The sequence below is a fragment of the Streptomyces sp. NPDC043176 genome, from assembly GCF_056436715.1.
In genome coordinates, this window is record NZ_JBWKCA010000002.1 from 255,737 (window position 1) to 277,204 (window position 21,468).

The following is a 21,468-nucleotide window of genomic DNA, read 5'->3' on the forward strand; positions in this document are numbered from 1 at the left end:
GAGGGCCCTCAACCGGTCACGAAGCAGAATTCGTTGCCCTCCGGGTCACGCATGACCTGGAAGGAGCCCTGTTCGTCCGTCACGAGGCCGCCGACCCTGACCGCGCCGGGGGGAAGCGCCTCGTCCGCGGCCCGGGCCGGGTCCGGGACCTCCAGGTCGAGGTGGACCCGATTCTTGACCGCTTTGCCTTCGGGGACGCGTTGGAAGGCGAGCCGGACGAACCCCGGCGGATCGACGTACGACCAGTCGTCACTCCGGTCGACCGGATCACCGCCGAGGAGGCGGGACCAGAACCGGACGAGTGCGGAAGGGCCGGCACAGTCGAACACGATCTCCTGAACGCGAGCACGCATGAACCCAGCCTACGGAGTCAACGGCCCCACGGGGTGTCTTGTCGGCATGCCGGCATCGCGGCCCCAGGATGGCTTGACGGACAGGGCGCTCATGCCGGGTTCGCGGGCCGCCAGGGATGCCTTACCGCTCATGCCGGGCTCGCGGCCCCAGCGGTGTCTTGCCGGGCATGGCGGTCATGCCCGGCTCGCGGGCCCCCAGTGGTGTCCTACCGCTCATGCCAAGCTCGCGGCCCCCGGGGGTGCCTTGCCGATCATCAGGCCTCGCTTCCTGATCCGGCGTGATCGGCCGGGCACCCCCGCTCAAGCCGCGTCTCTCGCTCTCAGGCCCTGGCGGCCTCCGCGAAGGCGGCCGCGTCCCAGGTGCCGCCGAGGGCCGGGGCCAGCCAGCCGCTCGCCGCCTCGCGGAACTCGGTCGGGGTGAGCGACCCCGAGCCTTCCGGCACCGCGCCGAGGAGCGGGGCGCCGGCCGATTCCGGCAGGTCCGTGAGGTTGCAGCGGGCCGCGAGGTCGGGCGCGGCCGGCCAGCTGCCGACCACCACACCGAGCTGTTCGATCCCGCGGGCCCGGAGTGCCTCGCCGGTGAGGGCCGCCGTGTTGAGGGTTCCCAGACCGGCCGGGACCACGACCAGGACGGGTGCGCCGAGGAGCGAGGCCACCTCGGCGAGGGTGCCGCCCTCCTCGTCGAAACGGACGAGGAGCCCGCCCGCCCCCTCGACGAGCACCAGATCGTGGTCGGCGGCGAGCTTCCGGGCGGCCTCGGCGACCTCCCGGGGCCCGACCGGTGCGAGCCCGGCCCGGCGCGCGGACGTGTTGGGGGCCAGCGGCTCCGGGAAGCGGCCCAGCTCGGCGGAGGTCACGGCTCCGGACAACCGGACGACCTCGTCGGCGTCGCCCCGCTCGTCCGGCCCGACCCCCGTCTGCGCCGGCTTCAGGACGGCGACGGACCGTCCCGCCGCCGTTGCCGCGGCGGCCACCGCGGCGGTCACGACCGTTTTGCCGATCTCCGTCCCCGTACCGCTGACGACGATGATTCCCACTGCTGCCCAGTCCTTCCGTTCGGCCGTTCGGCCTGTTCAGCCGGCCGACGCGGCCGCGCGGACCGCCGCGCAGATGCGGGCCAGGTCCTCGTTGCCGGTCACGTACGGCGGCATCGTGTAGATCAGGTCCCGGAACGGGCGCAGCCACACGCCCTCCCGGACCGCCGCGCGCGTCGCCGCCGCCATGTCGACCTCGTGGTCGAGCTGGACGACACCGATCGCGCCGAGCACCCGGACCTCGCGCACGCCCGGCAGGTCGGCGGCAGGGGCGAGGCCCTCCCGCAGGCCGGTCTCGATCCGCTTGACCTCGACCTCCCAGTCCTGGGAGAGCAGCAGGTCGAGGGAGGCGAGGGCGACGGCCGAGGCGAGCGGGTTCCCCATGAACGTCGGCCCGTGGGCCAGGATCGGCACCTCGCCCTGGGAGATGCCGTCGGCGACCCGGCCGGTGCAGAGCGTCGCCGCCATCGACAGGTAGCCGCCGGTCAGCGCCTTGCCCACGCACATCACATCGGGGGAGACCCCCGCCTGATCGGCGGCGAACAGCTTGCCCGTCCGGCCGAACCCGGTCGCGATCTCGTCGAAGACGAGCAGCACGTCGTGTGCGTCGCACGCCTCGCGGAGCACCCGCAGGTAGCCCGGGTCGTGGAAGCGCATGCCGCCGGCGCCCTGGACCACGGGCTCCACGATCACGGCCGCCAGTTCGTGGGCGTGGCGCCCGATCTCGGTTCGCAGCAGTTCGGCGTAGGACTCGTCGTACGTCGCCGGCGGGGTGTCCACGAACACCTGCCGCTGGAGCACGCCCGTCCACAGCTCGTGCATGCCGCCCTGCGGGTCGCAGACGGACATCGGCTGCCAGGTGTCCCCGTGGTAGCCGCCGCGCCAGGTGAGGAGCCGCTGCTTCTGCGGGTGGCCGAGGGAGCGCCAGTACTGCAGGCACATCTTGGCCGCCACCTCGACGGAGACGGAGCCCGAGTCACTGAGGAAGACGTGCCGCAGCGGCTCGGGGGTGATCTCGACGAGCCGGGCGGCGAGCCGCACCGCCGGTTCGTGGGTGAGCCCGCCGAACATGACGTGGCTCATCTTCTCCAGCTGCCCGCGCACCGCCTCGTTGAGCACGGGGTGGTTGTAGCCGTGGATCGCCGACCACCACGAGGACATGCCGTCGACCAGCTCGCCCTGGCCCTCGACCGGCTCGGCGAGCCGGAGGCGCACCCCGGACGCGGACGCGACGACCAGCGGCTCCGCCCGCCCCGGCATGGGGCCGTACGGATGCCAGACGTGCGCCCGGTCCAGGGCGAGGAGTTCGTCGTTACGCATTCGGCGCCAGGTCCGTGCCGGCGCCCCGGCGGCGTACCGCCACCAGGTCGGTCCGGGCGGCGTTCGGCGCGGCCTCGGCGGCGGGTGCCTCCGCCGGAGCCTCGGCGTGACCGCCGCAGGGACCGCAACCGCCACCGGCGTGCGAGCCGCAGCCGGCGCCCCCGGCGGAGGCCTGCGAGCCGCAGCCAGGGCCCTCGGCCGAGGCGTGCGAACCACAGCCGCCGGCCGCCGCGGCGAGCGCGTCCGCGCGGTGGGCGGGCAGCGTGGTCGTACCGGCGCCCTCCACCTCGAAGCCGGCGTCCGCGATCATGTCCAGGTCGGCCTGGCCGGCCTGGCCCTCGCTGGTCAGGTAGTCGCCGAGGAAGATCGAGTTCGCGATGTTCAGGGCCAGCGGCTGCATGGAGCGCAGGTGGACCTCACGGCCGCCCGCGATCCGGACCTCGACGTCGGGGCAGACGAACCGGACCATCGCCAGGATCCGCAGACAACGCTGCGGGGTGAGGTTCCACTCCTTGGCGAGCGGGGTCCCCTCGAACGGGATCAGGAAGTTGACCGGCACCGAGTCCGAGTCCAGGTCGCGCAGCGCGTACACGACGTCGACGAGGTCCTCGTCGCTCTCGCCCATGCCCGCGATCAGGCCCGAGCACGCCGACAGACCGGCGGCGTGCGCCTTCTGCACGGTGTCCACGCGGTCCGCGTAGGTGTGGGTCTTGGTGATGTCCCCGTACGTCGCCTCGGACGTGTTCAGGTTGTGGTTGTAAGCGTCGGCGCCGGCCTCCCGCAGGCGCTCCGCCTGGCCGTCCGAGAGCAGACCGAGACAGGCGCACACCTCGACGCCCTCGTTCTGCTCCTTGATGGCCTCGATGGTCTTGCCGACCCGCTCGACGTCCCGGTCCGTCGGGCCGCGGCCGCTCGCCACCAGGCAGACCCGCTTGGCCCCGCCCGCGACGCCCGCCGCGGCGGCCTGGGACGCCTCGTCCGGCTTCAGCCACGTGTACTTGAGGATCTCGGCCTTGGAGCCGAGGCGCTGCGAGCAGTACGAGCAGTCCTCGGGGCACAGCCCGGACTTCAGGTTGACCAGATAGTTGAGCTTCACCCGGCGCCCGAACCACTGGCGACGCACCTTGCCGGCCGCCGCCACCACATCGAGCAGTTCGTCGTCGGAGGTCGCCAGCACGGCGAGCGCTTCTTCACGGGTCGGCAGCTCGCGCCGCAGCCCCTTTTCCACCAGCGTGTTCAGCAGGTCCATAACCGCAGATCCTTGCCTACCGCCCGCCTCCGGGCCAAGGAGGATCCGAACAAACGCCTCCGATCGAGGTGTGTGGATGCCCACATCCCGACCTCGGCATACTCCGGTTAGGGTCTGTCCGCTGCCTACAAAAGGATCGCCGTATGCCACAGGCCGACGACGCACGGGCCGCGGGCCCGCGCCGGACCGCGTTCGACTGGACCGACGCCGAGGCGCGCCGCCGGGCGGAGGCCGGTCTCGTCCGTACGCTGCGGCCCCGGGCGGCGGAGTCGGAACTCCTCGACCTGGCGAGCAACGACTACCTCGGGCTCACCCGCCGCCCGGAGGTCACCGAGGCGGCGGCCGACGCGGCACGGCGCTGGGGCGCCGGCTCCACCGGCTCGCGGCTCGTCACCGGCACCACCCGGCTGCACACCCGCCTGGAGCGCGAACTCGCCGACTTCTGCGGCTTCGAGGCGGCCCTGGTCTTCTCCTCCGGCTACACCGCCAACCTGGCGGCGCTCACCGCGCTCGGCGGCCGTGGCTCCCTGATCGTCTCCGACGCCGCCAACCACGCCTCGATCGTCGACGGCTGCCGCCTCGCGCGCGCCGAGACGGCCGTCGTCCCGCACACCGACCCCGAGGCCGTACGCAAGACCCTCGACGCGTGCCCCGGACGGCGGGCCCTGGTCGTCAGCGACTCCGTCTTCTCCGTCGACGGGGACAAGGCCCCGCTCCCCGCGCTCGCCGAGGCCTGCCGCGCGCACGGTGCCGGGCTCGTGGTGGACGATGCCCACGGCTTCGGCGTCCTCGGCACCGGAGGCAGGGGCGCCCTGCACGAGGCGGGGCTGGCCGGTGCGGAGGACGCCGTCGCCACCCTCACCCTCTCCAAGTCCCTGGGCAGCCAGGGCGGCGCCGTCCTCGGCCCCGCGCGGGTGATCGAGCACCTGGTGAACGCCGCCCGCACCTTCATCTTCGACACAGGGCTCGCCCCCGCCGCCGCGGGCGGCGCGCTCGCGAGCCTGCGGCTGATCGCCGCCGAACCGGGCCTCGCCGAGCGGGCCCGTACCGTCGCGACGACACTGCACCGGCTGCTCACCGACGCCGGGCTCACCTCGGCCCGGCCCGACGCGGCCGTCGTCTCCGTCCGCGCGCCCTCCCCGGAGGCGGCACTCGCCTGGGCGGCGGACTGCCGCGAACAGGGTCTGCTGGTCGGCTGTTTCCGGCCGCCGTCGGTGCCCGACGGCATCTCGCGACTGCGCCTCACGGCCCGCGCGGACCTGACCGACGCGCAGATCGGGCGTGCGGTGGAGACGATCCTGCGGACGGCGCCGACCGGCTGAGTGTCCAGGGGGTCCTGTCGATCGGACCCCCGAGCCCGGCCTGATCGACAGGGCACCCCCTGGACACTCAGCAGGCCCGGCGCCCGGCCGTCCGCCCGTCGCCCGCACCGAACGCCCCGGCTGGATCGGGCAGGACACCATCCGGGCGCCCAAGCGCGTTCCCAGCGCGCATAGTTCACCGCTTCGGGCGACAGATGGGGACATATCTTGGTGGAACCCCGCTCGGGGCGGCACGATCGGTGGCACTCTGGCGCGAAGCGCAATCCGGGGTGTGCTCCCCGGCGGGAAAGGGACAGCGTCGCCATGGCAGATCACCAGGAATCATCCGTCACGCTGCCGAGCGAACCCGCCTCGGTGCCCACGGCCCGGCGGTACGTCGCGGACGTGCTCACCGGCTGGGGCCTCGACGGCGACGGCGACACCGCCGACGCGATCCGCCTGATCGTCTCGGAGCTGGCCACCAACGCCGTCCTCCACACCTTCGGCCAGTCGCCGAACTTCACGGTCGACGTCCGGCTGGTCCGCGAGGAGTTCCTCCACATCGGCGTGACCGACAGCCATCCCCGCAGGCCCCGCCGCCTTCCGGCCGCGGTGCAGCAGGACAACGGGCGCGGCCTGGTCATCATCCGCTCCCTGGCCGCCGAGGCCGGCGGCCGTCTCTCCGTCACCCCGACCGAGGACGGCGGGAAGACGGTCTGGATCAGCCTCCCCTGGACTGCGGCGGCCGTGCCCAGCCGTTAGGGCGGGCCGGCCGGGGCGGAGCCCCCACGCGGCCACACACCGTTCGCGAAGTGCCGGACAGGCCCTCAGGAGGCGGCGGAGCAGTGGGGCGGCGGCCCCACTCCTCAGTGCCGTCCGAGGGCCGGTTCAGTGGCCGGGCTCCGTCAGCGGACGCGGCCGTAGTAGACCTTCGACGACCAGATCCTGTCGAGCTTCACCCAGGACCCCGTCTTGGGCGAGTGCCAGATCTTGCCGCCACCGGCGTAGATGCCCACGTGGTAGACCCTTCCACCGGAGTGGAAGAAGACCAGGTCCCCCTGTTGTCTGCTGGACGCGGAGATGTGCCGGGTCTTGTTGTACTGCTGCTGCGCGGTGCGAGGCAGCCACTTGCCCGCCTTCTTGTACGCGTAGAGCGTCAGACCGGAGCAGTCGAACCTGGTGGGCCCGGTGGCTCCGTAGCCGTACGGCGCTCCCTTCTTGGACGCGGCGACGCTCAGTGCCTTGTTCGCGTGGGTGGTCGCTGCCTGGGCCTCCGGCGCCACTCCTGGGGCGAGCAGCGTGCCGCCGACGGCGGCGAGGGTGAGAGCCGAGACGGCTCCGGCCCGGGACAGCAGGGACGGGACGTGCATCTGCGCAGTCATGCGCAACCCTTCGTCAGCCGCCTGCGAAGGATGACCTGTCGGGTTCGGGCTGGCGAAGATGCCCGGCCGCGGCTGCGGCTTCACCCCAAGGAACGGCCTCGCTGCCGGAACAGCGCGTTCGTCCCGCAAAAATCGGGTCCTCCACTCCTGCCGATCCACTCCTGTCGACCAGGCGTCCGGGACAGCGGCAGGACTCGGCGTCCGCCCGGACCGCCCCGCCGCGGCGGCGGGGGCTTGTCGTCGTCAGGGATCTTGACCCACGACATGGGCGAAAACCGAGCTGAAACGGCGATATGTGAGGCTCCTCACGACTGATCCATACGGGTGGACAAGCGGGCTTTGCGATCTTCGGAGGTTTGGCCTACGAGTCCCGCACCTGCGGTGGAACGTTCGATTCCGCCAGATGTGTACACCTGTTGCGCAACTCACCCGCGCTTCCTGTCGATTCGTCGACTACGCCGAACGGGCGAGGATTTCTGCGGCGCGCGTCGGCCGTTCGGAGCTGGACACGACACCCGGGAATGTCAACTCGGCCGAGTGCGTGGGACCGTGACGCGGTCGGCCCGGCGCTCGCCGTCCAACACCCTCAGGGCGCGCGTCAATGTGTCGGCGCGTACCTCGTTCTCGCCCCGTATATGCATGAGCGTCAGCGCCTCGAGCAGGGCCTCGGTGCGCCCCACCAGGGCTTGTGCCGCGCGCAGCGCCCCATAGGTATGCGAACCCCTGGATGGGTTGATTCTGCCCAGGAGGTCGACGACTTCGAGGTACGCGTCGACGAAATCACCCTCGGCGCGGGTCAGGGCCGGCAGCGGCGGCAGTTCCGGGACCACGGCCCCTCACCGCGCCGTGCCGCCGGCGGACGCCCGCCGGTTCGTGAGGACGTGGTCGACCAGTCCGTACGCGACGGCCGCCGACGCGTCGAGGACCGTCAGGCGATCGATGTCGGCGTCGATCCGCTCCCTGCTCCGGCCCGTGTGTTCGGTGAGCATCCCGGCCACCAGGGCCCGCAGCCGGAGCAGTTCGCGGGCCTGGAGGTCGAGGTCGCTCGGCTGCCCCCGCAGCGGCTCGTCCAGGGCGGGCTGTTCGAGCGTGATCCGGGCGCCGGGCAGCATCATGCGCTTGCCCGGGGTGCCGGCGGCGAGGAGCACGGCGGCGGTGAACACGGCCTGCCCGAGGCAGGTGGTCTCCACGTCGCAGGCGAGCGTCCGCATCGTGTCGTAGATCGCGGTCATCGCACTGATCGACCCGCCGGGGGAGTTGATGTACAGCGAGATGTCCTGGCCGGGAGCCGCGTGGTCGAGGTGCAGGAGCTGGGCGATGACGTCGTTGGCGGAGGTCTCGTCGATGGGCGTGCCGAGGAAGACGATCCGGGACTCGAGGAGCTTGGAGTACGGGTCGAGGGTGCGGGTTCCGAAGCCGGTCCGCTCGGTGAACTCGGGCAGGATGTGGCGGGCGTCCATGACGGGCACCTCCATCTGTAAAAAATGTACAGGATGTACAGGCCGTAAGATGAGGAGCATGACCTACGAGATCCCGGTGACGCAAGCCCGGGCCGAGCTCGCCGACCTCATCAACCGCGTGGTGTACGGCGGTGAGCGCGTCGTCGTCACCCGCCACGGAAAGCCGCTGGTCGCCCTCGTCTCGGCCGCTGACCTGGAGGAACTCGAGGCGGCGGAGAAGCCCGCCGACGAGCAGGTGGTCCGTTCGGTCTCCGGCCTCCACCCGGTCGACTCCGCTCCCGGCGAACAGCGCCGCTTCGGCATCGCCGCGCACCACCGCGACCCCGGCGCTTCCTGAGGAACGCCGCGAGAAGGCCGCGTGCCCCCGACCGTCACGGTCGGGGGCACGCGGCCTTTCGCCGGGCGGGGCTCGGCCCGCGAGCGCCGGCCTCAGCCCGCGAGCGCCGGCGCCGTCGCCGGTGCGGAGGGGGTCGCGACCCGGCCCCGGCGGGCGCCGAACCAGGTGGCGGCCAGGCCCGCCGCCGCCCAGAGGGAGAGGACGAGCAGCGGTCCACCGGCCGCCGCCCCGTCGAAGGCGGACACCGAGCGGAGCGCCGAACCCCCGGCGCCCGGCGGCAGCCACTGGCCGAGCGTGCCGACGCCGCCGGGCAGCATCTCCGGCGCGCTGGACATGCCCGAGAACGCGTTGCCGAGGAGGATCGTCAGCACGGCCGACAGGCCGAAGCCGGGCTTGCCGAGCAGTGTCGCGAGTCCCGCGAAGGTCGCCCCGATCGCGAGCACCGTCAGGCCGAGCACCCCTGCCTCGGCCCACCAGTCGCCGGCCAGCACGCCGAGCCAGCTGTCGGCGAGCGCCGCGCCCACCATCCCGGCGAGCGCGGCGGCGCCCACCAGGGTGCCGACCGCCCGGGACCCGCGCAGGCCGAGCAGGACGGTGGCGACCCCGGTGGCCGCCCCGACGAGGGCGAGCGGCAGCAGGCTCGCCCCGAAGGCGGCGCCGCGCGGGTCCTCCGCAGGAGCGGCGACCACGTCGGTGACCTGGACCGGGGCGTCCGCCGGCGCCTGCGCGGCCACCGCCTCCCGAAGGAGTCCGGCCACGACAGGGCTGCCCGCCGAAGCGGTCAGGAGCCTCGTGCCGCCGGGAGTGACGACCACGGCGCCGTACACCTCGCGGTCCTCGACGGCCGACCGGGCGGTGTCGGCGTCCTCGTAACGGTGGACCTCGAAGGCGCCCTCGTGCCGGCCGAGCTCCCGCTCCACGGCATCGGCCGCGATGGCGGGCCCGGCGACGCCGATCGGCAGGTCGCGCGGTGCGAGCCGGGCGGCCGGCCAGGCGAAGATCCACAGGGCCAGGGCCGCGACGGTGGGTATCAGCACGAGCACCGCGAGGGTCCTGCGCCCCGTGGTGGCTGAGGGGGCGGTGGCGGGGGGCATGGGGGTCTCGATTCAAAGAGAAGGATCGTTCGTTTTACGTCCGTCACTGTGCGGCGGCCTCGGGCGGTTGTCAAGAATGAATATTCGTTTTAGGTTTCGGGGCATGGCTCGTGTCTCCCAGGAACACCTCGACGCCCGGCGGCGGCAGATTCTCGACGGCGCCGCGCGCTGCTTCGCCCGTACCGGCTTCCACGCCACGTCCATGCAGGACGTGCTCGCCGAGGTCGGGCTGTCCGCCGGCGCGGTCTACCGCTACTTCCGCGGCAAGGAGGAGCTGATCGCGGCCATCGCGACCGAGGCCTTCACGGCGATCCGGGGGGCTTTCGAGGAGGCGTCCCGCGCCACCCCGCCGCCCACCCCCGACGTCCTCCTCGGGGCGGTGCTGCGGCTCTTCCTGGAAGAGCGGATCAAGGGCGCCGACCGGCAGGCCTTCGCGCGCCTGATCATCCAGGTGTGGACGGAGACCCTGCGCAACCAGCAGCTGGCCGAGACGCTCGCGGACGGCTACGACGGCATGCGGGGCGCCTGGACCGCGCTCGTGAACGCCTACCGCGAGAGCGGGCTGCTGCACGCCGACGTCCCGGCCGACCACGTGGCCCGCACCCTCATCGCGACCGCCCAGGGATTCATCGCCCAGCAGGCGCTCTTCGGCGACGTGGACGTCGAGGTCCTGGAGGACGGCCTGCGCGGCCTCATGTCCATGTCCGTCCCCCTGGACGCGCCCCCGGCGCGGGACGTGCCGTCGGGGGAGGTGTGAGTCCCGGCAGGGGGCGTGGCGTCGCGGAGTCGTAAGTCCCGGCATGAAGCGTGTCGTCGCGAGAGCGAGAGCAAGAGCGAGAGGTGTGGACGTCGGCGCGGGACGTGGCGGCGCGAGGGGTGTGAAGAATCGAGGCCGAGTGAACACCTCGGGGCGCCCGTCCGGTCGGATGATCATGGAAACGCAAAGCCGCAGTTAACGAGCCGGAAAAACTTCCGCCCTAACGTGCAATCTCTGGCCGTCCACCGCATCTCCCCGGTTCAACACCGTGTTGACGGTCGGTAGGGTCCGCAGCTGTCCGGGCGTCGTCCCGGTCGACGACTGTGAGGTGGAAGAGTGCAACTCAGCCCGCACGAGCAGGAACGCCTGCTCATACATGTGGCGGCCGACGTGGCCGAGAAGCGCAGGGCCAGGGGCGTCCGCCTCAACCACCCCGAGGCCGTCGCGCTCCTGACCTCCCACATCCTGGAGGGCGCCAGGGACGGCCGGACCGTCGCGGAGCTGATGGCCTCCGGACGCAAGGTGCTCACCCGCGACGACGTCATGGACGGCATCCCGGAGATGATCCACGACGTCCAGGTCGAGGCCACCTTCCCGGACGGCACCAAGCTCGTCACCGTCCACGACCCCATCGTCTGACGGGCGGCCGCGGATGATTCCCGGAGAGATCCTGTACGGGGACGGGCCCGTGACCCTGAACGAGGGCCGTCCCGTCACCCGCCTCACCGTGCTCAACGCCGCCGACCGGCCCGTCCAGGTCGGCTCCCACTACCACTTCGCCGAGGTCAACCCCGGCCTCGCGTTCGACCGCGCCGCCGCGCACGGCCGGCGGCTGAACATCGCCGCCGGGACCGCCGTCCGCTTCGAACCCGGCATCCCCGTCGAGGTCGAGCTCGTGCCCCTGGCCGGCCGCCGGATCGTGCCCGGTCTGCGCGGCGAGACCGCCGGCCCCCTCGACGCCACCGTGCAGCACAAGGACGGCGACCGTGCCTGACCTCCACCGCGCCGTGTACGCGGACCTGTTCGGCCCCACGACCGGCGACCGCATCCGCCTCGCCGACACCGACCTCCTCGTCGAGATCGAGGAGGACCGCTGCGGAGGTCCCGGCCGCGCGGGCGAGGAGGCCGTCTTCGGCGGCGGCAAGGTCGTCCGCGAATCGATGGGCCAGGCGCGGACCACCCGCGCCGAAGGCGCTCCCGACACCGTGATCACCGGCGCGGTGGTCGTCGACCACTGGGGTGTCGTCAAGGCCGACATCGGCATCAGGGACGGCCGGATCACCGCCCTCGGCAAGGCCGGCAACCCCGACACCATGGACGGCGTCCACCCCGACCTCGTCATCGGCCCCGAGACCGAGATCATCGTCGGCAACGGGCGGATCGTCACCGCCGGAGCCGTCGACGCCCACGTCCACTTCATCTCGCCGACGGTCGTCGAGCAGGCCCTCGCCACCGGCGTCACCACCCTCGTCGGCGGCGGCACCGGACCGGCCGAGGGCACCAAGGCGACCACGATCACACCCGGCCCCTGGCACACGGCCCGGATGTTCGAGGCCCTGGACACCTTCCCCGTCAACATCGGCCTGCTCGGCAAGGGCAACACGATGTCCCGGGAGGCCATGCACTCCCAACTGCGCGGCGGCGCACTCGGGTTCAAGATCCACGAGGACTGGGGAGCAACCCCCGCCGTCATCGACGCCTGCCTGGGGGTCTGCGAGGAGACCGGCGCCCAACTCGCCATCCACACCGACACCCTGAACGAGGCCGGCTTCGTCGGCGACACCCTCGCCGCCATCGCGGGCCGCACCGTCCACGCGTACCACACGGAGGGCGCCGGCGGCGGGCACGCCCCCGACATCATCACCGTCGTCTCCGAGCCGTACGTCCTGCCGAGTTCGACCAACCCGACCCGGCCGCACACCGTCAACACCATCGACGAACACCTCGACATGCTGATGGTCTGCCACCACCTCAACCCCGCGGTGCCCGAGGACCTCGCCTTCGCGGAGTCCCGCATCCGGCCCTCGACCATCGCCGCCGAGGACATCCTCCACGACCTGGGCGCCATCTCGATCATCTCCTCCGACTCCCAGGCCATGGGACGGATCGGTGAGGTGATCATGCGGACCTGGCAGACCGCCCACGTCATGAAGAAGCGGCGCGGTGCCCTGCCCGGCGACGGCCGCGCCGACAACCACCGGGCCCGCCGGTACGTCGCCAAGTACACGATCAACCCCGCCGTGGCCCAGGGCATGGACCACCTGATCGGTTCGGTCGAGCCCGGCAAGCTCGCCGACCTCGTGCTGTGGGAGCCGGCCTTCTTCGGAGTGAAGCCGCTCGTCGTCGTCAAGGGCGGCCAGATCGCGTACGCGCAGATGGGCGACGCCAACGCCTCCATCCCGACGCCCCAGCCGGTCCTGCCCCGCCCGATGTTCGGCGCGCTCGGACGTGCCGCCGCGGCCGGCTCCGTCAACTTCGTGGCCCGGGCGGCGATCGAGGACGACCTGCCCCGGAAGCTCGGACTGCACAAGGAGTTCACCGCCATCGGTTCCACCCGGCGGGTCACCAAGGCCGACATGCGCGAGAACGACGCCCTGCCCCGCGTCGAGGTCGATGCCGACACCTTCTCGGTGACCATCGACGGCGAGGCGGTCGAGCCGGCCCCGGCCGTCGAACTGCCCATGGCCCAGCGTTACTTCCTCTTCTGATGTCACGCTCGGCCCTCCTCGTGCTCGCCGACGGGCGGTTCCCCGCCGGCGGGCACGCCCACTCCGGCGGCGCCGAGGCCGCCGTGCGCGCAGGCCGCATCACGGACGCCGCCGGGCTGGAGTCCTTCTGCCGGGGACGGCTGCACACCACGGGCCTCACCTCGGCCGCCCTCGCCGCCGCGGCCGCACACGGCCTCGACCCGCACGAACTCGACGCGGCCGCCGACGCCCGCACCCCCTCGGCCGCCCTGCGCTCAGCCGCCCGCAGACTCGGCCGCCAGATGATGCGGGCCGCGCGCGCCACCTGGCCGTGTCCCGAACTCGACGCGCTCGCCGCCGCCTTCCCGCGCGGCGCGCACCAGCCCGTCGTCCTCGGCGCCGCCGCCCGGGCCGCCGGCCTCGGACCCGAGGACGCCGCGCACTGCGTCGCGTACGAGACGGTCGGCGGACCGGCGACCGCCGTCGTACGCCTCCTCGGCCTCGACCCCTACCAGGCCACCGCCATCCTCGCCCGCCTCGCACCCGAGACGGACCGGGTCGCGGAGCGCGCGGCCGCCGCCGCCCGGCAGGGCGTCGACGCGCTGCCCGCCGCGTCCGCGCCCCTGCTCGACCTCACCGCCGAACAGCACGCGGCCTGGCCCGTCCGCCTCTTCGCGTCCTGACCGCCGCACCCCGCCCCCGACCGACCGGAGCCGACCCATGCACCTCGACCACGGCCACACTCACCACGGCGCCGTCTCCGCCGACGCCCACCGTCCCGACGGCACCCGCCGTGCCCTGCGCATCGGGCTCGGCGGCCCCGTCGGCTCCGGCAAGACCGCGACGGTCGCCGCCCTGTGCCGGGTGCTGCGCGACGCGCTCTCCCTCGCCGTCGTCACCAACGACATCTACACCCGTGAGGACGCCGAGTTCCTGCTGCGCAACGCCGTCCTGCCCCCGGAGCGGATCCGGGCGGTGGAGACCGGAGCCTGCCCGCACACGGCGATCCGCGACGACATCTCCGCCAACCTCGAAGCCGTCGAGGAGCTGGAGGACGCCGTCGGCCCGCTCGACCTGATCCTCGTCGAGTCCGGCGGCGACAACCTGACCGCCACCTTCTCCAAGGGGCTCGTCGACGCCCAGATCTTCGTCATCGACGTGGCCGGCGGCGACGACATCCCGCGCAAGGGCGGTCCCGGCGTCACCACCGCCGACCTCCTCGTGATCAACAAGACCGACCTCGCCCCGCACGTCGGCTCCGACCTGGAGCGGATGGCCCGCGACGCCGCCGAGCAACGGGGTGAACTCCCCGTCGCCTTCACCTCGTTGCGCGCCGAGAACGGCATCGGCCCCGTCGCCGACTGGGTCCGGGCCCGACTCGGAGCCTGGACCGCGTGAGCCTGCGCGCCACCGCCCGGATCGCCGCCGGTGCCGACGGAGGGCTGCCGCTCCTCGTCGGCGACGGGCCGCTCGCCCTGCGCCGCACCCGGGCCGCGGGGCCGTACACCCGGGTCACCGTCGTCGGGGCGATGAGCGCCCCGCTCGGCGGTGACCGGCTCGCCATCGAGACCGAGGTGCGCGACGGGGCACGGCTCCTGGTCGACGCCGCCGCCGCCACCCTCGCCCTGCCGGGCCGGAGCGCCGAGGCCGCCGTGTACGACGTCCGGATCTCCGTCGGCGAGGAGGGCGTGCTCCGCTGGCTGCCCGAGCAGCTGGTCTCCGTTCACGGCTCGGACCTGCGGATGCGGACGACGGTCGAACTCGCCCCCACGGCCCGGCTCGTCCTGCGGGAGGAGCAGATCCTCGGCCGGCACGGCGAACCGCCCGGCACGCTCGTCACCCGGCTCACCGTCCGCCGCGGCGGACGGCCGCTGCTCGACCAGGAGCTGGCCTTCGGTCCGGGCGCTCCCGCCGGCTGGGACGGCGGGGCGGTCCTGGGCGGCCACCGCGCGGTCGGTCAACTCCTGGTCGTCGATCCCGCGTTCGCCGTGAAGCCGGTGGATGCCCGGCCGATCGGTGAACACGCGGTGGTCACCCCGCTCGCCGGGCCCGCGGCCCTCGTCACGGCCGTCGCTCCGGACGCCCTGGTGCTCCGCCGGCTGCTCGACTCAGCCCTGACCGAACTAGGACCTGTCTGAGCATTTCGGTGAATAGACGGACAGTTTCCGGTCCTTGTGGTCGGCTCCGCACCTGTACCGCTCAGCGGTACGCACCTCTCCGGTTATTGGTTCGGCAAAGAAACACACGTTCGGTCTTTCGTGGTGTGCCCCAGGGACGAAAGGATCCGGCGGACAACCCGATACGCGGCGCCGCCACGGGGGCGGCGCCCACCCTGGGGGAGGACCTTTGAGACGTACAGCCATGCTCGGCTCGGCCGGCACGCTGATAGCGGGCACGCTGGTCGCGGGAGCGATCGCCGCCCCGTCCGCGAACGCCGACAGCCGGCACCTGCGCGACGCGGAGTCGATCGGCGTCGCCGTCGCCGCCGCGCGTGCGGCCCAGGCGGGCATCGACTGGCAGGACTGCCCCGCCGACTGGGGCCTGGAGAAGCCGATCCAGTGCGGCTGGGTCACCGTCCCCGTCGACTACGCCAAGCCCAACGGCAAGAAGATCAAGATCGCGGTCGACCGCATCAACGCCACCGGCACCCCCGCCGAGCGCCAGGGCGCCCTGCTCTACAACCCGGGCGGCCCCGGCGGCTCCGGCCTCCGCTTCCCGCGCCGGGTCACCACCAAGAACAAGATCTGGGCGGGCGCCGCCAAGGCCTACGACTTCGTGGGCTTCGACCCGCGCGGTGTCGGCCACTCGGCCCCCATCTCCTGTGTCGACCCGACCGAGTTCGTCAAGGGCCCCAAGCTCGACCCGGTCCCCGACAGCGAGGCCGACAAGCTGGCGCAGCGCAAGCTCGCCGCCGAGTACGCCAAGGGCTGCGCCGAGAAGAGCGGCGACATGCTGCCCTTCATGACCACGCCGAACACCGCGCGTGACCTCGACGTCATCCGTGCCGCCCTCGGCGAGAAGAAGCTGAACTTCGTCGGCGTCTCGTACGGCACCTACCTGGGCGCGGTCTACGGCACCCTGTTCCCGACGCACGTCCGCCGCATGGTCCTGGACAGCGTCGTGAACCCCTCGACGCGCAACATCTGGTACGAGGCCAACCTCGGCCAGGACATCGCCTTCGAGGGCCGGCTCACGGACTGGATGACCTGGGTCGCCCAGCACGACGCCACCTACCACCTCGGCGACACCCTCGACGAGGTCCGCCGGCAGTGGGACACCCTGCGCGCCGACGCCAAGAAGGCGCCCCTCGGCGGCAAGGTCGGCCCCGCCGAGCTCATCGGCTTCTTCCAGAACGCCCCGTACTACGACTCCATGTGGGCCCCGGTGGCCGAGGCGTGGAGCGCGTACGCCGCGGGCGACCCGCAGCCGCTGATCGACAACGCCGCCGCGGACCTCACGGACACCGCCGGCAACATCGCCTCGGAGAACGGCAACGCCGTCTACACCGCGGTCGAGTGCGCCGACGCCCCGTGGCCGACCAGCTGGAAGAAGTGGGACCGCGACAACTCCCGCCTCCACGAGCAGTACCCGTTCATGACCTGGGCCAACGCGTGGATGAACCTGCCCTGCGCGACCTGGTCCGCGCCGCGCCAGCGCCCGACCGTGGTGAAGACGAACAAGGGCCTGCCGCCCGTGCTCATCACCCAGTCCGAGCGCGACGCCGCCACCCCGTACGAGGGCGCCGTCGAGCTCCACAAGCGCTTCAAGGGCTCGCGCCTGATCACGGAGAAGGACGCCGGCTCGCACGGCATCACCAGCCTGGTCAACCCGTGCCTGAACCCCAAGGTCGAGGACTACCTGCTGACCGGCAGGCTCGACGCCACGGACCAGACGTGCGCCCCGCACGCCACCCCGCAGCCGTAACACCCGGCACAGCGGCATGAGGAAGGGGCGGCCGCCCGACGGCCGCCCCTTTCGTCGTCCGGCCACCCACCCGAGGCCCCCGGCCGTCCCCGCCGGCCAAGCCCGGGACGCCTCGGCCGTCCCCGCCGGCCGAGCCCGGGACGCCCCGGTCGTCCCCGCTGGGCCCGGGGCGCCCCCCGTCGTCCCCGCTACCGGGCCGAGGACGCCAGCCAGGCGTCCTCCGCCGCGTAGTCGAAGAAGTCCAGCCCGTACCGCGCGAGGCCGGGGAACGCCTCGCGCCAGTCCCGGTCCGCCAGGTGAGAGGTGAGCCACTCGACCGTCTCCGGCAGCGACGCGGCGTACGACACCACCGGCCGGTACCCCAACTCCCGCTCGGCGGCCGTCATGTCGTAGACGACGGGGTGCTCCGCGGTCCACGGCGTGAGCCCGACGAGGCCCTCCGGCGGCGCGCCTTCGATCAGCACGGTCTCGCTCTCCACCCCCATGACCGCGTCGATCGCGGTCCCGATCTCGGCCACCGTCGGCGCCTCGGGGTCGGCGCCGTTCAGCACCCGGCTGCCCGGCCTCGCCGCGGCGAGCCGGACGAGCTCCGCGAGGTTGTCCACGTGGACCGGGTGGAACCGCGAGGCACCGCCGTACGACAGCGGGCGCACCGGACGCCCGTCGAGCGCCCGCTTCACGAACCACAACTCGCGCGGCCCCGGGCAGTACGGCCCGTGGATGGCGCCCGCCCGCAACAGCGTCGCCGGCAGCGCGTCGCCCGCGGCGAGCAACTCCCGCTCCAGGGCCACCTTCCGCGTGCCGTACGTGCTGTCGCCGGGCGCGACCGTCCGCCAGTCCTCCGCGACCGGCACCGGAAACGCGGGGAAGCCGTCCGGCCGGTCCTGGGTGTCGAAGCTGCGACCCCGGTCGTCCTCGTAGACCGCGCCGCTCGACACCACGACCGCCGAACCGATCCGGCCCGCGAGCCCGGTCAACTGCCGCCCGTGCGCGCCGTCGTAGGCGACGATGTCCACGAGTACGTCACAGCCGTCGCCGAGCGCCGCCGCGAGCGCCCCCTCCTCGGTCCGGTCGAGCCGCGCCGTCCTGACCCCGTCGGGCCACCTCGCGTCCCTGCCGCCGCCCCGCGAGGCGGCCGTCACCTCCCAGCCGTCCGCGGCGAGGGCCCTCACGGCCGCCCGCCCCACCTGTCCCGACGCACCCAGCACGAACGCGTTTCCCTTGGTCATGGGCGTGACGCTAGACGCGCGGGGACCCGGGGCCCAAGGGATTGCGCCGTGCGCGGATCCGCCCTCAGCGTTCCCGGCGGGGGAACTTTCGCGGGGCTGTGCCGTCCGCGGCCTCCGCGGCCTCCGCGGCCTTCACCACCGCCGCGTAGTCGTCGACGTACTCCTGCCCCGAGAGCCGCAGGATCTCGTACATGATCTCGTCCGTCACCGCCCGGACCACCGCCCGCTCGTCCGCCGAGCCGGCGAAGCGGGAGAAGTCCAGCGGCGCCCCGAACCGGATGGTCACCCGGCGGATCCGCGGCACGACCTTCCCCGGCGGCTGGATCTCGAACGTGCCGACCATCGCGCACGGCACCACCGGCACACCGGCGGTCAGCGCCATCACCGCCACCCCCACCTTCCCCTTGTAGAGCCGCCCGTCGTGCGAGCGGGTCCCCTCCGGGTAGATACCGAGCAGCTCGCCCTTCGCCAGGACGCCGAGACCCTCGCGGATCGCCGCCTGGCCGGCCTCCTTCCCCGACCGGTCCACCGGGATCTGCCCGGCCGCCCGGAAGAACGCGGCCGTCAGCCGCCCCTTGAGTCCCGGACCGGTGAAGTACTCCTGCTTGGCGAGGAAGGTGATGCGCCGGTCGAGCACTGCCGGCATCAGGAAGTGGTCGGAGAAGGAGAGGTGATTGCCCGCGATGATCGCCGCGCCCTTCTCCGGGACGTGTTCGAGTCCCTCGATCCGCGGCCGGAACAGCAGCTTGAGGAGCGGTCCGAGCAGTACGTGCTTCATCAGGTGGTAGAACACCCGTGACCCCCGTTCGTCGTCGTCAAGCCCGTTGTATCCGCGCGCGGGCCCGTGGTCCACTGGTGGGGGAGCGTCACCATGAGAGGCGAGCGCGGAGCCGGGCGCCCCGGCCGCGCCCTCACGGCGCTGCTGTGCGCGGTGACGGCGGCCGGGCTGTACGGCTGCTCCGACTCGGGCCCGCCGGAGCCGAGCCCGGTGCCGACGCCCGCGCCCGCCACGACGTCCGCCGCGCCGACCGGTCGCTCGCCGTTCACCGGGCTGCCCGCGCGCCCCGCGCCCGTCCTCGCCGTGAAGCTCGACAACGTGCCCGCGGCACGCCCCCACACGGGCCTGGGCGCCGCCGACCTCGTCTACGTCGAACAGGTCGAAGGCGGTGTCACCCGGCTCCTGGCCGTCTACTCCTCCCGCCTTCCCGACCTCACCGGCCCCGTCCGCAGCGCCCGCGAGTCCGACATAGCGCTGCTGGGCGACTTCGGCCGGCCCGCCCTCGCCTACTCCGGCGCCCAGTCCGCCCTGAACCCCCTCCTGCGGGCCGCGCCCCTCGACCTCGTCACGGAGGGCAGCGCACCCCAGGCCTTCCGGCGCTCAGCGGACCGCCCCGCCCCGCACAACCTGTACCTGCGCCCCGGCCGCGCCCTCGCCGCCGCTCCGGGCGCCGACGACGCCCGGGACATCGGGTTCCGCTTCGGGCCCGCGCCGTCCGGCGGCACCCCGGTCGAGTCGTCGACCGTCCGCTACCCGGCGGCGCGCTACACCTTCACCTGGTCCGCCGCCGACCGCGCCTGGCGGGTGGCCATGGACGGCCGGGAGGCCCGCGCCACCGACACCGGACCCGTCGAGCCCGTCACGGTCGTCGTCCAGCGCGTCACCGTCCGTCCGTCCCGCTTCCACGACCGGTTCGGCGCGGTCTCGCCGTACAGCGAGACCGTCGGCAGCGGCACCGCACTCGTCCTGCGCGACGGCCGCGCCCACGAGGCCCGCTGGTTGCGCCCCACGACGGCCTCGGGCACCACCTTCACCACCCCGTCCGGCGCCCCGCTCGCCTTCGCCCCCGGCCAGGTCTGGGTGCTGCTCGCCCCGCGCGCCTAGGGAGATGTCGGGCCGGGACGTCCCGGTGGGCGGGGGCTCGGTGCGGTCGGCACCGTGCTGTCCGACGCGGCCATCCCGATCGTGGCGATGACCAGCACCACCACGCCGAACCAGAGCCAGCCGCTGCTGCCGAGCGCCACCGTGTAGGCCGTCGTGAGCACCAGCGCCGCGCAGGTGAGCACCGCCATCGTCTTCGTGGGACCGGTCATCGATCCGCCTCCTCCCGATCCGGGCCTGGAAGCCTTCCCCGCCATCGTGACCCCGCGGGCGGGGCGCGCGCTACTCCCCGGACACGCCGGCGTGCGCCGGGCCGCGAACCGGTCCCGCGCCGGCGACGCGAAACGCGCCCGCGCCGGAAAACGCACAACGCGAACCGGTCCCGCGCCGCAAACGCGAACCGGGTCCGGCGCCGGAGACGGCACCGGACCCGGAAGCGGTCCGCGGGGGAGTCGGGGACGGGGTCAGCGACTCCGGAGGGAGGCCAGGTAGGCGTTGTACGCCTCCAGCTCCTTGTCCCCGTCGCGGTCGGCCGCCCGGTCCTTGCGGACGGCCTGGCGCTGCTCGGAGTGGTACCACTGGTAGACCAGGGCGATCAGGACGATCACCGACGGGATCTCGCTGAACGCCCAGGCGATGCCGCCGGCCGCGTTCTGGTCGGTGAGCGCGTCGATGCCGAGCGAGGCCGACGGGTTCCTGTACGCCTCCACCAGCGGCTCGGACGCCATCATCATCGCGATGCCGAAGAACGCGTGGAACGGCATGCCCGCGAACAGCTCCAGCATCCGCATCACGTAGCCCGGCCGGTGCGGGCCCGGGTCGACGCCCATGATCGGCCAGAAGAAGACCAGGCCCACCATCAGGAAGTGCACCATCATGCCGATGTGCCCGGCCTTCGAACCCATCAGGAAGTCGAAGAGCGGCGAGAAGTACAGCCCGTACAGGCTCGCGATGAACATGGAGATGGTGAACGCCGGGTGGGTGATGACCTTCATGTACCGGCTGTGCAGCAGCTTCAGGAGCAGCTCGCGCGGCCCGAGCGAGCCGCGGCCGGCCACCGGCAGCGCGCGCAGCGCGAGCGTCACCGGCGCGCCGAGCAGCAGCAGGATCGGCGACAGCATGGAGATGACCATGTGCTGCACCATGTGCACACTGAACATGACCATGCCGTAGTCGTTGAGCTTGGTGCACATCACCAGGGCGACGGTCAGCACGCCGACCACGAAGAACACGGTCCGGCTCACCGGCCAGGCGTCCCCGCGCCGCCGCAGTCGCGCCACCGCCCAGCCGTACAGACCGAGCGCCGTGAGGCAGCCGATCAGGAAGAAGAGGTCGGGAGAGAACTCCAGGCCCCGTCCCAGCGTGAACGGCGGCATGTCCGTGGTCATGCCGTGCCCGCTGTGATCCATCGTGTGCACTCCTGGAGCCCGATTCGCGCTTGTTGTCCGCACCAGACTAGAAC

At 72.9% G+C, this 21,468-nt stretch carries 24 protein-coding genes and 1 riboswitch; of the genes, 12 read left to right on the plus strand and 12 right to left on the minus strand.

All coding sequences use genetic code 11. From position 1 onward, the window contains the following. Window positions 1–8: 8 nt before the first annotated feature. From AC067A_RS03740 to bioB, 4 genes are all read right to left on the minus strand, one after another. Complete coding sequence (locus AC067A_RS03740) at window positions 9–353, minus strand: VOC family protein (RefSeq protein WP_478613996.1); 345 nt, start codon at window positions 351–353, stop codon at window positions 9–11. Window positions 354–673: 320 nt separating this feature from the next. After that, a complete protein-coding gene (gene bioD, locus AC067A_RS03745) occupies window positions 674–1,390 on the minus strand; it encodes a dethiobiotin synthase (RefSeq protein WP_478613999.1) in 717 nt (238 codons plus the stop codon). Between the two features lie 36 nt (window positions 1,391–1,426). After that, window positions 1,427–2,707, minus strand: a complete 1,281-nt coding sequence (locus AC067A_RS03750; protein ID WP_478614000.1) for an adenosylmethionine--8-amino-7-oxononanoate transaminase — start codon at window positions 2,705–2,707, stop codon at window positions 1,427–1,429. Then, entirely contained in the window at window positions 2,700–3,956 is a 1,257-nt protein-coding gene (gene bioB / locus AC067A_RS03755) for a biotin synthase BioB (protein WP_478614003.1), read from the minus strand. Before bioB ends, AC067A_RS03750 begins: the two co-directional genes overlap by 8 nt. 143 nt (window positions 3,957–4,099) lie before the next feature. Here bioB and AC067A_RS03760 point away from each other — a divergent pair, with 143 nt between their 5' ends. Beyond that, on the plus strand, window positions 4,100–5,278 hold the full coding sequence (locus tag AC067A_RS03760) for an 8-amino-7-oxononanoate synthase (protein WP_478614006.1): 1,179 nt from the start codon (window positions 4,100–4,102) through the stop codon (window positions 5,276–5,278). Window positions 5,279–5,581: 303 nt separating this feature from the next. Beyond that, window positions 5,582–6,019 carry an ATP-binding protein gene (locus tag AC067A_RS03765; RefSeq protein WP_478614008.1) on the plus strand — a complete coding sequence of 146 codons (438 nt, stop codon included), beginning with the start codon at window positions 5,582–5,584 and terminating at the stop codon, window positions 6,017–6,019. 143 nt (window positions 6,020–6,162) lie between these two features. Here the strand turns inward: AC067A_RS03765 and AC067A_RS03770 are convergent, their stop codons facing one another. The 3 genes from AC067A_RS03770 to AC067A_RS03780 all read right to left on the minus strand — a co-directional run bounded on the left by AC067A_RS03770 (window position 6,163) and on the right by AC067A_RS03780 (window position 8,114). Continuing rightward, window positions 6,163–6,639 carry a C40 family peptidase gene (locus AC067A_RS03770; RefSeq protein WP_478614011.1) on the minus strand — a complete coding sequence of 159 codons (477 nt, stop codon included), beginning with the start codon at window positions 6,637–6,639 and terminating at the stop codon, window positions 6,163–6,165. A 3-nt stretch (window positions 6,640–6,642) separates the two neighbouring features. Further along, a riboswitch (cyclic di-AMP (ydaO/yuaA leader) is annotated at window positions 6,643–6,824 on the minus strand. Between the two features lie 339 nt (window positions 6,825–7,163). Next, window positions 7,164–7,469: a hypothetical protein gene (locus tag AC067A_RS03775; RefSeq protein ID WP_478614014.1), complete on the minus strand. Its 306-nt coding sequence runs from the start codon at window positions 7,467–7,469 to the stop codon at window positions 7,164–7,166. Window positions 7,470–7,475: 6 nt separating this feature from the next. Next, on the minus strand, window positions 7,476–8,114 hold the full coding sequence (locus AC067A_RS03780) for an ATP-dependent Clp protease proteolytic subunit (protein ID WP_478614017.1): 639 nt from the start codon (window positions 8,112–8,114) through the stop codon (window positions 7,476–7,478). 43 nt (window positions 8,115–8,157) lie between these two features. On the opposite strand from AC067A_RS03780, the gene AC067A_RS03785 reads away from it, so the two are divergent. Continuing rightward, window positions 8,158–8,436 (plus strand): type II toxin-antitoxin system Phd/YefM family antitoxin, encoded by a 279-nt coding sequence (locus AC067A_RS03785; protein ID WP_478614020.1) that lies wholly within the window; start codon window positions 8,158–8,160, stop codon window positions 8,434–8,436. Between the two features lie 92 nt (window positions 8,437–8,528). Here the strand turns inward: AC067A_RS03785 and AC067A_RS03790 are convergent, their stop codons facing one another. Then, a complete protein-coding gene (locus tag AC067A_RS03790; protein ID WP_478614023.1) occupies window positions 8,529–9,530 on the minus strand; it encodes an ABC transporter permease in 1,002 nt (333 codons plus the stop codon). A gap of 103 nt (window positions 9,531–9,633) precedes the next feature. Here AC067A_RS03790 and AC067A_RS03795 point away from each other — a divergent pair, with 103 nt between their 5' ends. The 8 genes from AC067A_RS03795 to AC067A_RS03830 all read left to right on the plus strand — a co-directional run bounded on the left by AC067A_RS03795 (window position 9,634) and on the right by AC067A_RS03830 (window position 16,898). Continuing rightward, entirely contained in the window at window positions 9,634–10,287 is a 654-nt protein-coding gene (locus AC067A_RS03795) for a TetR/AcrR family transcriptional regulator (RefSeq protein ID WP_478614025.1), read from the plus strand. Between the two features lie 336 nt (window positions 10,288–10,623). Then, window positions 10,624–10,926 (plus strand): urease subunit gamma, encoded by a 303-nt coding sequence (locus AC067A_RS03800; protein ID WP_356545066.1) that lies wholly within the window; start codon window positions 10,624–10,626, stop codon window positions 10,924–10,926. Between the two features lie 13 nt (window positions 10,927–10,939). Further along, on the plus strand, window positions 10,940–11,281 hold the full coding sequence (locus AC067A_RS03805) for an urease subunit beta (RefSeq protein WP_478614030.1): 342 nt from the start codon (window positions 10,940–10,942) through the stop codon (window positions 11,279–11,281). Beyond that, window positions 11,274–12,995, plus strand: a complete 1,722-nt coding sequence (locus AC067A_RS03810) for an urease subunit alpha (RefSeq protein WP_478614033.1) — start codon at window positions 11,274–11,276, stop codon at window positions 12,993–12,995. Before AC067A_RS03805 ends, AC067A_RS03810 begins: the two co-directional genes overlap by 8 nt. Then, complete coding sequence (locus AC067A_RS03815) at window positions 12,995–13,657, plus strand: urease accessory protein UreF (protein ID WP_478614036.1); 663 nt, start codon at window positions 12,995–12,997, stop codon at window positions 13,655–13,657. The genes AC067A_RS03810 and AC067A_RS03815 overlap by 1 nt, the downstream gene beginning before the upstream one ends. Before the next feature lie 37 nt (window positions 13,658–13,694). Further along, a complete protein-coding gene (ureG, locus tag AC067A_RS03820; RefSeq protein WP_478614039.1) occupies window positions 13,695–14,372 on the plus strand; it encodes an urease accessory protein UreG in 678 nt (225 codons plus the stop codon). Then, window positions 14,369–15,112: an urease accessory protein UreD gene (locus tag AC067A_RS03825; protein WP_478614042.1), complete on the plus strand. Its 744-nt coding sequence runs from the start codon at window positions 14,369–14,371 to the stop codon at window positions 15,110–15,112. The genes ureG and AC067A_RS03825 overlap by 4 nt, the downstream gene beginning before the upstream one ends. A 208-nt stretch (window positions 15,113–15,320) precedes the next feature. Continuing rightward, the gene (locus AC067A_RS03830; RefSeq protein WP_478614045.1) at window positions 15,321–16,898 is read left to right on the plus strand and encodes an alpha/beta hydrolase; all 1,578 of its coding nucleotides are present in this window, start codon (window positions 15,321–15,323) and stop codon (window positions 16,896–16,898) included. Between the two features lie 188 nt (window positions 16,899–17,086). Here AC067A_RS03830 and AC067A_RS03835 read toward each other — a convergent pair whose 3' ends face one another. Together AC067A_RS03835 and AC067A_RS03840 are read right to left on the minus strand one after the other, a co-directional pair. Further along, a complete protein-coding gene (locus AC067A_RS03835; RefSeq protein WP_478614048.1) occupies window positions 17,087–18,127 on the minus strand; it encodes an NAD-dependent epimerase/dehydratase family protein in 1,041 nt (346 codons plus the stop codon). Between the two features lie 64 nt (window positions 18,128–18,191). Next, window positions 18,192–18,920 carry a lysophospholipid acyltransferase family protein gene (locus tag AC067A_RS03840; RefSeq protein ID WP_478614051.1) on the minus strand — a complete coding sequence of 243 codons (729 nt, stop codon included), beginning with the start codon at window positions 18,918–18,920 and terminating at the stop codon, window positions 18,192–18,194. A gap of 78 nt (window positions 18,921–18,998) precedes the next feature. Between AC067A_RS03840 and AC067A_RS03845 the strand changes: the two genes are divergently transcribed. Continuing rightward, complete coding sequence (locus tag AC067A_RS03845; RefSeq protein ID WP_478614053.1) at window positions 18,999–20,009, plus strand: DUF3048 domain-containing protein; 1,011 nt, start codon at window positions 18,999–19,001, stop codon at window positions 20,007–20,009. Here AC067A_RS03845 and AC067A_RS03850 read toward each other — a convergent pair. Both AC067A_RS03850 and AC067A_RS03855 read right to left on the minus strand, forming a co-directional pair. Further along, window positions 20,006–20,218: a hypothetical protein gene (locus AC067A_RS03850; protein WP_478614633.1), complete on the minus strand. Its 213-nt coding sequence runs from the start codon at window positions 20,216–20,218 to the stop codon at window positions 20,006–20,008. The genes AC067A_RS03845 and AC067A_RS03850 overlap by 4 nt on opposite strands. A gap of 252 nt (window positions 20,219–20,470) precedes the next feature. Then, window positions 20,471–21,415: a cytochrome c oxidase assembly protein gene (locus AC067A_RS03855; RefSeq protein ID WP_478614056.1), complete on the minus strand. Its 945-nt coding sequence runs from the start codon at window positions 21,413–21,415 to the stop codon at window positions 20,471–20,473. Window positions 21,416–21,468: the final 53 nt, after the last annotated feature.

What these genes read in the sequence shown, in the direction of transcription:
- AC067A_RS03740 (WP_478613996.1), bottom strand. Translation starts at nt 353, where the DNA reads ATGCGTGCTCGCGTTCAGGAGATCGTGTTCGACTGTGCCGGCCCTTCC.
- AC067A_RS03750 (WP_478614000.1), bottom strand. Translation starts at nt 2,707, where the DNA reads ATGCGTAACGACGAACTCCTCGCCCTGGACCGGGCGCACGTCTGGCAT.
- bioB (WP_478614003.1), bottom strand. Translation starts at nt 3,956, where the DNA reads ATGGACCTGCTGAACACGCTGGTGGAAAAGGGGCTGCGGCGCGAGCTG.
- AC067A_RS03760 (WP_478614006.1), top strand. Translation starts at nt 4,100, where the DNA reads ATGCCACAGGCCGACGACGCACGGGCCGCGGGCCCGCGCCGGACCGCG.
- AC067A_RS03765 (WP_478614008.1), top strand. Translation starts at nt 5,582, where the DNA reads ATGGCAGATCACCAGGAATCATCCGTCACGCTGCCGAGCGAACCCGCC.
- AC067A_RS03770 (WP_478614011.1), bottom strand. Translation starts at nt 6,639, where the DNA reads ATGACTGCGCAGATGCACGTCCCGTCCCTGCTGTCCCGGGCCGGAGCC.
- AC067A_RS03780 (WP_478614017.1), bottom strand. Translation starts at nt 8,114, where the DNA reads ATGGAGGTGCCCGTCATGGACGCCCGCCACATCCTGCCCGAGTTCACC.
- AC067A_RS03785 (WP_478614020.1), top strand. Translation starts at nt 8,158, where the DNA reads ATGACCTACGAGATCCCGGTGACGCAAGCCCGGGCCGAGCTCGCCGAC.
- AC067A_RS03790 (WP_478614023.1), bottom strand. Translation starts at nt 9,530, where the DNA reads ATGCCCCCCGCCACCGCCCCCTCAGCCACCACGGGGCGCAGGACCCTC.
- AC067A_RS03795 (WP_478614025.1), top strand. Translation starts at nt 9,634, where the DNA reads ATGGCTCGTGTCTCCCAGGAACACCTCGACGCCCGGCGGCGGCAGATT.
- AC067A_RS03805 (WP_478614030.1), top strand. Translation starts at nt 10,940, where the DNA reads ATGATTCCCGGAGAGATCCTGTACGGGGACGGGCCCGTGACCCTGAAC.
- AC067A_RS03815 (WP_478614036.1), top strand. Translation starts at nt 12,995, where the DNA reads ATGTCACGCTCGGCCCTCCTCGTGCTCGCCGACGGGCGGTTCCCCGCC.
- ureG (WP_478614039.1), top strand. Translation starts at nt 13,695, where the DNA reads ATGCACCTCGACCACGGCCACACTCACCACGGCGCCGTCTCCGCCGAC.
- AC067A_RS03835 (WP_478614048.1), bottom strand. Translation starts at nt 18,127, where the DNA reads ATGACCAAGGGAAACGCGTTCGTGCTGGGTGCGTCGGGACAGGTGGGG.
- AC067A_RS03845 (WP_478614053.1), top strand. Translation starts at nt 18,999, where the DNA reads ATGAGAGGCGAGCGCGGAGCCGGGCGCCCCGGCCGCGCCCTCACGGCG.
- AC067A_RS03850 (WP_478614633.1), bottom strand. Translation starts at nt 20,218, where the DNA reads ATGACCGGTCCCACGAAGACGATGGCGGTGCTCACCTGCGCGGCGCTG.
- AC067A_RS03855 (WP_478614056.1), bottom strand. Translation starts at nt 21,415, where the DNA reads ATGGATCACAGCGGGCACGGCATGACCACGGACATGCCGCCGTTCACG.